The 7,313-nt window shown below is 66.3% G+C and carries 6 protein-coding genes; 4 read left to right on the top strand and 2 right to left on the bottom strand.

Features of this window, described 5'->3' with window-relative positions:
- Window positions 1–116: 116 nt before the first annotated feature.
- Complete coding sequence (locus ACFMO5_RS10515) at window positions 117–1,388, bottom strand: NAD(P)/FAD-dependent oxidoreductase (RefSeq protein ID WP_376792705.1); 1,272 nt, start codon at window positions 1,386–1,388, stop codon at window positions 117–119.
- Window positions 1,389–1,620: 232 nt separating this feature from the next.
- Here ACFMO5_RS10515 and ACFMO5_RS10510 point away from each other — a divergent pair, with 232 nt between their 5' ends.
- The 4 genes from ACFMO5_RS10510 (at window position 1,621) to ACFMO5_RS10495 (ending at window position 5,597) form a co-directional block, all read left to right on the top strand.
- Window positions 1,621–2,709, top strand: a complete 1,089-nt coding sequence (locus ACFMO5_RS10510) for a hypothetical protein (protein WP_376792704.1) — start codon at window positions 1,621–1,623, stop codon at window positions 2,707–2,709.
- A gap of 270 nt (window positions 2,710–2,979) precedes the next feature.
- Window positions 2,980–4,053: a copper-containing nitrite reductase gene (gene nirK, locus ACFMO5_RS10505; RefSeq protein WP_376792703.1), complete on the top strand. Its 1,074-nt coding sequence runs from the start codon at window positions 2,980–2,982 to the stop codon at window positions 4,051–4,053.
- 231 nt (window positions 4,054–4,284) lie between these two features.
- Window positions 4,285–4,983: a Crp/Fnr family transcriptional regulator gene (locus tag ACFMO5_RS10500; protein WP_376792702.1), complete on the top strand. Its 699-nt coding sequence runs from the start codon at window positions 4,285–4,287 to the stop codon at window positions 4,981–4,983.
- Window positions 4,984–5,357: 374 nt separating this feature from the next.
- Window positions 5,358–5,597 carry a DUF1858 domain-containing protein gene (locus ACFMO5_RS10495; RefSeq protein ID WP_376792701.1) on the top strand — a complete coding sequence of 80 codons (240 nt, stop codon included), beginning with the start codon at window positions 5,358–5,360 and terminating at the stop codon, window positions 5,595–5,597.
- 44 nt (window positions 5,598–5,641) lie between these two features.
- On the opposite strand, the gene ACFMO5_RS10490 is transcribed toward ACFMO5_RS10495, so the two are convergent.
- The coding region (locus ACFMO5_RS10490; RefSeq protein ID WP_376792700.1) for a glycoside hydrolase family 2 TIM barrel-domain containing protein at window positions 5,642–7,313 on the bottom strand (1,672 nt) is incomplete at its 5' end.

Genomic DNA, 7,313 nt, shown 5'->3' with positions numbered 1-7,313 from the left:
CACGGCCCTTTGGGCCGTGGGGAGGGAGGGGGGATGGAAGGGAGTGGGGCCCTTCCGTCTCCCCACGAGAACTCCGAACCGAATGGGACCAGGCGGCATCGTTATGAAAATGAGCATCATCGAATGGGGCGACGATCTCCATCGTTCATCGGGAGGATCAACCGCACGACCCGTTCGTAGAACAAATAGTCCCACGCCCATCCCGAAAGGACCACCAGGCGGTTTCGGAGGCCGATCAGGCGCAGCAGGTGCACTCCGAGCCAGAGCAGCCAGGCCGGGAAGCCCGTAAAGGCGCGCCCGAACACATGGGCCACAGCGGCGTTCCGGCCCAGGGTGACCAGCGTGCCAGGATCCCGATAGCGGAACGGCTGGGGCGGACGGCCCTGCAGGACGCGCAGGACATTGCGGGCCGCATGGATCCCCTGTTGAATCGCGACCGGGGCGACCATCGGCAGCTTTCCGAGCTCCTCCGGGAGCGCCAGATCCCCCACCACATAGATCTCCGGATGGCCGGGCACCTGCAGCGTGGGGGATACCCACACCCGTCCGCTGGGCCCCAGGGGCCGCCCGAGGGCCGCGCCGAGCGGATCCCCTTTGACGCCCGCTGTCCACACCGCGGTCCCGGTCTCGATGAGCGTCCCATCCTTCAAGCGCACGCGTCCAAGCTCCACCGCTTCCACCGGGGCTTGTAAACGGACCTCCACGCCCAGCCGGCGAAGGCGGGCGGCGGCGTAGGACCGCAGCGGCGTGGGGAGACCTGGCAGCAGCCCTTCCATGGCTTCCACCAGGATCACACGGACTTCCTGGAAATCCAGGGTGGGGAAATCCCTCCGGAGGGGGCGGGCGATCAGCTCGGCCAGGGCGCCGGCGAACTCCACCCCGGTCGGCCCTCCGCCGATGATGGTGAATGTGAGCATCCGACGCCTTTGGAGTGGGTCTGGCTCCCGGGCCGCCCGTTCGAAGGAGGTGAGGATGTGGTTGCGCAAACGGATCGCCTGATCCAAGCTCTTCAGGAAGAAGGCGTGTTCGGCGACACCGGGGACGCCGAAGGTGTGCGCCACGCTGCCGGGGGACAGGATCAGGAAATCGTAAGGGATCGGTGGGCCATCGGTCTCGAGCCGACGCGCCTCCAGGTCGATCCCACGGGCCTCGGCCATCTCGAACCCGATATTGGGGAAGCGGTGCAGGAGCCCCCGGATGGGGAAGGCGATCGCCTCCGGCTCGATCTCGGCCGCGGCGACCTGGTAGAGCAGAGGGAAGAACGTGTGGTGGTTCCGCCGATCCACCAGCAACACCTCCACCGGCTCGAAGGCAAGGGTCCGCACCGCCCACAACCCGCCGAACCCGGCACCTACCACCACGATGCGCGGTCGATCCCGTTGGGCCATTGTGACGCTCCGCCGAAAAAAGGATCCCACTTTCCTCACGCCGAGCATACTGCCTGAACGCGCTTTAAAAGCTTAGCTCGACTTCCAATATCCTGCTTGTCCTGGGTCAAGGAGCGCATCGCCCGAGTCGTTTAACATAGATTTGCAGGCAGACATTGCGGGCCATTTCGCATCAACTTTCCTGCTCTTAGGATTGAAGGAGAACGCGGCTTTCCCGATCCAGGAGGGCGCCATGCCTTTGCGGATGCGGTTTCCGTTGATGGCGATCGGGATGATCACCTTGCTGGTCGGCATATGGGCGGGGTGGATCCGCATCGGGTGGCCGCTGCCCCGGCCGAACCCGGCCTGGCCGGCCGCCCATGGGGCGCTGATGATCTCCGGTTTCCTGGGCACCTTGATCACCCTCGAGCGGGCGGTCGTCGGCCCTCGATGGTCGTGGGCGGCGCCGATCCTGGCCGCCTGGGGGAGTCTCACCCTGCTCCTGACGTCCCCCACGGGTCTGAGCGCTGGGCTGTTCCTGGGCAGCGCGGCGGCGTTGACGGCGTTCTTCATCGGCGCCGCCCGGCAGCGTCCGGATCCCTCGATCCGGGTTCTGGGGTTGGGGGCTGCCGTATGGGGGGTTGGACACCTGGTTTGGCTCCAGAGCGGCTCGCTGGCGCTCGCGACGCCGTGGTGGACGGCGTTCCTGGTGCTCACCATCCTCGGCGAGCGGCTGGAGCTCGCCCGGTTGGTCCCCCGGGGGCGGGGGCTCGCCGGGCCCTTCTGGGCGGGCGTGGGGCTGGTCCTCTTAGGGTTGGTCTTGGGCTTGATCCTCCCGGTGTGGGGAAGGCGGGTGCTGGGGTTGGGATGGCTGGCCCTGGCGGCCTGGCTGGCTCGGTACGACATCGCCCGCCGCACGGTGCGCCAACGTGGGCTGGTGCGCTATATCGCGATCTGCATGTTGGCGGGTTATGTCTGGCTGGGGGTTGGCGGGGCGCTGGAATGGCTCCCGGGCGAAGCCCCCGCCGGGCCGCTCCACGATGCGCGGCTGCACGCGGTGCTGGTGGGCTTCGTGTTCTCGATGATCTTCGGCCACGCCCTCATCATCTTCCCGGCCGTGCTCCGGGTGAACCTTCCGTTCAGCAGCGCCCTCTACCTCCCGCTGGCGCTTCTCCATTTCTCCCTGATCCTTCGCCTCGCCGGGGATCTGGGAGGGGTGTTCGAGGTTCGGCGATGGGGCGGCTTGCTCAACGGCGCGGCGATCCTGTTGTTCCTGCTCCTGATGGCCCGGGCGATCCGGAAGGGGCGGAAATCCGTTGCGAACCCGTTTACAACCTCTTAACGCTTTCCAAGCTTCGATGGCCGCCTCGATGGGTGTCGATGGGATTTCTGGAAGACACGGCTGGCCGATCGGCCCACACCTCACGGTTCCCCCTGGCGGGTGAGGCGTGCGTCTGGGCCCTATGAGCCCTTGAGGAATGTAACGGGTTGACGATGACCCACGTTGCCCGATCCAGCGAGGAATGTCACGTTCGTTTTTTGTGCCCTCTTAACCAGCGTTCGGGCGGGTCGTGAGAACATGGGGCCAGAATCCATGCTCTGGAGGCAAATCATGGCCCCGCCCCGCTGGCTTGTGATCGGCTGGCTCCTCTTGGTCACGACCGCATGCGCGGTTCCGTCATCCTCGCCGGCGGCGTCCTCCGCTTCCACCCCAACTCCCGCCGAAGCCCATATGCGTCCCACCCCTACCCCTGGAGAGCCAAAGGTCCTGGTCGCCCGGGATCCCGCGGACGTTCCTCCGCCGATCCGGCGGACCGAGCCGACCACGGTGGAGGTGACCTTAACGGTGCGGGAGGTAGTGGCGGAGCTCGCCCCCGGCGTGGCTTTTCCGTTCTGGACCTTCAATGGGACGGTGCCTGGCCCCCTGATCCGGGTGATGGAGGGGGACACGGTGGTGATCCACTTGACGAACCCGCCCGAAAACCACGTCTCGCACAACATCGATCTCCACGCGGTCACCGGGCCGGGAGGCGGCGCAACGGTCACCACAGTGGCCCCGGGGGAGAGCCGGACGCTCACCTTCAAGGCGCTGAAGACCGGTGCTTATATCTATCACTGCGCCTATCCACCCGCGCCGTTGCACATCGCCATGGGGATGTACGGGATCATCGTGGTGGAGCCGAAGGGCGGGCTCCCGCCGGCCGACCGGGAGTTCTACGTGGTGCAAGGGGAATGGTATACCTCGGACGCTTTCGGCCAGGGCGGCCTTCAGTCCTTTGACTCGGCGAAGGCACAGGCCGAGCGGCCGGAGTATTTCACCTTCAACGGCCACACCCAAGCCCTCACGGAGCTCTATCCCATGAAGGCCCGGACCGGCGAGCGGATCCGCCTCTTCTTCGGGGTGGGCGGCCCGAATGTGGGATCGAACTTCCACATTATCGGGGAGATCTTCGATCGGGTGTACGCCGGGGCGCCCGAGACCTTCGTCGCCAACGAGGAAACGTTCCTCGTGCCGCCCGGCTCCGCGGCGATTTTCGAGTTCACCGCTGAGGTCCCCGGCCGTTACGTTCTGGTGGACCACGCGTTGTGGCGGATGTTGCGGGGGCTGGCAGGTTACCTGGAGGTCGAGGGGCCGGAGCGGCCGGATCTGTTCCAGGGAACGCCATCGGTGGGATCCGGACACTAATCGGTTGAAGGCAGTGTTTCGCTGAGGGGGCGTGCGGAGGACACGCCCCCTCGCTTTCGGAGAAAGGGAAGCGTCCCGCTTCACCCTTCTCGGGATGGTAAACTGAAGGACAAGGCGCCCGAGGGGATCTGTGCGCAAGGTCTCCCGAAGGCGAAGCGTGGGGGCGGGTACCTGCGATCGGAGAACGCCGCGATGGGCAGGGGGAAGCCAGGGCTCAGGGAGTCCCAGGTGATGGAGGCCCTTGATGCGCACCCGCTCTTCCGAGGGGTGCCTCCGGAGGAGCTGAGGATGCTCATCCGGGCTGGGGCGTGGCGGGCGTGGCCGGCGGGGCGCTTTCTTTTCCTGGAGGGCGATCCGGCGGAAGGCCTTTACATGCTCCTGGAGGGATATGTGAAGGTCGTTCAGACGGATGTCGCAGGGCAGGAGGCCGTGGTCCAGATGGTGGGTCCAGGGGAGCCCTTGGGCCTGATCGCGCTCTTCGCCGATCAACCGTATCCGGCCTCCGCCCAGGCGATCAGCCCCTGTCGGGCCCTGTGGATCCCCGGGGCGGTCTTTCGGGAGTTCCTCCTTCGGCATCCGGAGATCGCTTTGCGGATCCTCCGCCTCCTGGCGGAGCGGTTGCATGAAACCCATCGACGGCTGCTTGAGGTCAGCGCCCTCCGAGTGGAGCGGCGGCTGGCCCGGGCGCTGGTGCGACTGGCCGGCCGGTTGGGCCGGCGGACCGAGGAGGGGATCGAGCTGATGTTGCCCCTCACCCGGGAGGAGCTGGCGGAGCTGTGCGGGACCCGGCTGCATACCGTCAGTCGCGTGCTGAACCGGTGGCAGCGATCCGGCTGGGTGCGCTTGGGACGACGGCGGATCCTTCTACGGAAGCCCCACGCCCTGGTGGCCCTGGCGGAGGAGCTGGAGAGCCCGCAAGGCGGTTCCTAAAAAGGCCGCCGAAGGCGGCCTCCCAAATCTCCAGGATGTTGTGCTTGCGCAAGGTTCGGTCGGGGAAGGTTCGTTAAGCTAATTAGAGGTTACGCAACTGGTTCCCTGGTAGGGCTTTTGGAGACGGGGCCCTTCTGCCTCCTTTCACAGGTCCCGAACGGCACAGCTTCCGTGATATCAGAAATTATCGGAGTAATGCGTCTTCCACGTTTTGGGGGATATACCGTGGAGGGAACGGATAATCCCACCCTCTTTTATCCCCCCTCCCCACGGCCCTTTGGACCGTGGGGAGGGGGGATAGGGGGCGAGCCCGGCTCGCCCCCTATCCCCCACGAAGTCGGATGGAAAGCGCCTTAAGTAAGTAGGAGGTCGCGATGATCGATCCGCGGTGGTCCGTCGAGGAGCTCCTGGAGCGCTGCCCCGGATCCCGGGAGGTCCTGGTGCGTTACGGGATGTGGTGTCCGGTGTGCGCCCTGGCGGGATTGGAGACGCTGGCCGATGCCGCCCGCGTGTACGGGATCGGGGTGGATCAGCTGGTTCAAGAAATCCAAGAATTATGCGCCGGCAGCGCACGGGGGCTGAGTCGGCGCCGAAAGAGCCGCTCAGCCCCCTGAGACTTCCTCCTCTCCCCGCGGAGGGGGTCGGGGGCCTGATTTCTTCACCAGAACCCTCCTTCCTCCGGCATCAGCGGCTTCAGGTATTCGATCTCCACCACGTGGCGGGACCAGAGGCGCTCCCCTTCCCAGGCCTCGGCGATCACCTGATAGCGGCCGGGCGGAAGCTTCCGTAGCATGGATTCTGCCGCATCCAATGCCTCCCGCGTCTCGAGGGGAGCCTCGAAAAGCTCCATCACGTTCATCAGGCAGCGCGCCTCATGGGGGGCCAGGTCCACCGTCATCTCCCCCAGGGGCAAGGCCACCGGCCCTTCCAGGCGCAGGGAAACCCGGAGAGAGACCGGGCGGTCCAAGTCGGAGATCGCCCAGATCTCCCGGAAGGGCGGCTGGCCCACCCCGGCCCGTTCCACATAGGGCACGATGGAGATCAGCACCGGGCTGGAGGCCTGCTGGAGGGCGAAGTAGCCGCGTTTGGGGACCCGCTCTACATCCAGCACGGCCCAGGTGATCCCCTCCCAGGGCTCAACGAACATAAAGTGGAAGTAGCCGACGACCTTCCCCTTGGCTCGCCGGTAGGTATGGATCGCGAATTCGATCAGCTGGGCTTGGTAACGCTGGCTGTTCTCCACGAAAGCCTCCAGGCTGTCGCCGATCTCGATCCCGGCGATCCGGAACGTCTGCTCCGGTTGGAAATTATGGTAGACCCACGTCTCCCACTTCGGCGGCCACGCATCCTCTCCCAGGGCCCGGCGGAGCAGCTCGGCGCGGGGCAGGGCCTGGGCGCCGAACTCGGAGGGCAGCGGCGCGCCGGGCAGCGCCTGGAAGTCCCGCATATGCCCCCAATACCATCCGGGGTAGGGATGCTCTCGGAAATCCGAGGCCTCCTTCACCAGGCGCGTGGGATCCGCAGCGCGGATGGCCGCGGCCACCACCGGGGCCAGGGTGTAACGGTTGTGGGTGGGCTCGTTGTGCGCGCACCAGAGGAAGATGCATGGGTGGGCGCCGAATTGCTCGACCATCGCCCGGGCCTGACGCACCGCCTCCTGGGCGAAGGCCTCGTCCTCCGCATACCCCCACTGAAGCGGGAAGTCCTGCCACACCAAAATCCCCTCCCGGTCGCAGGCTTCATAGAAAGCCGGATGGGTGAGGTGGGCATGCACCCGAACCGCGTTGAGGTTCGCTTCCTTCAGCAGCTGGACATCGCGGGCGGCGTCCGCCGAAGTGTAGGCCGCCAGCCACTGGGTGGGGATGATGTTCGTCCCTCGCAGGAAGACCCGTCGCCCGTTCAAAAGCAGCCATGAGCCGTCTTGAGCGATCGTGCGGAAGCCGAGGGGAGCGGTGAGGCGTTGATCCGCCAGCGCCGCTTCCAAGCGATATAGATGAGGGAACCCATGCTCCCCGATCTCCCAACGAGGGAGATCGGGGAGATCCCAAATGAGAGAAAGCGTCTGCCGTCCCGCTGCTAGGTTCACCCGGCGGGTTGTAGCGAACGATTCCCCCTCGAAGTTATCCGGGTGGAGCGAGAGGCGCACCTCCACCGGGCCGGCGTGGCGGGCATCGAAGGTGAGGTCCACCTTCAGGCGCCAGCCCTTGGGTTGGGGGAAGGCGGAATGGGTGAGGTGGAGCAGCGCCACGGGGCCGGTCTCGAAGATCGTCACCCCACCCCACAGCCCGCCGGTGCCCCGCTCCTGGCCGCGGGGGGTGGTGCCGCCCGGG

The organism is Thermoflexus sp. (genome assembly GCF_042408365.1).
Taxonomy (GTDB): domain Bacteria; phylum Chloroflexota; class Anaerolineae; order Thermoflexales; family Thermoflexaceae; genus Thermoflexus.
Note: the sequence above shows the minus strand (reverse complement) of the source record. Positions and strands in the feature narration are given on the sequence as shown.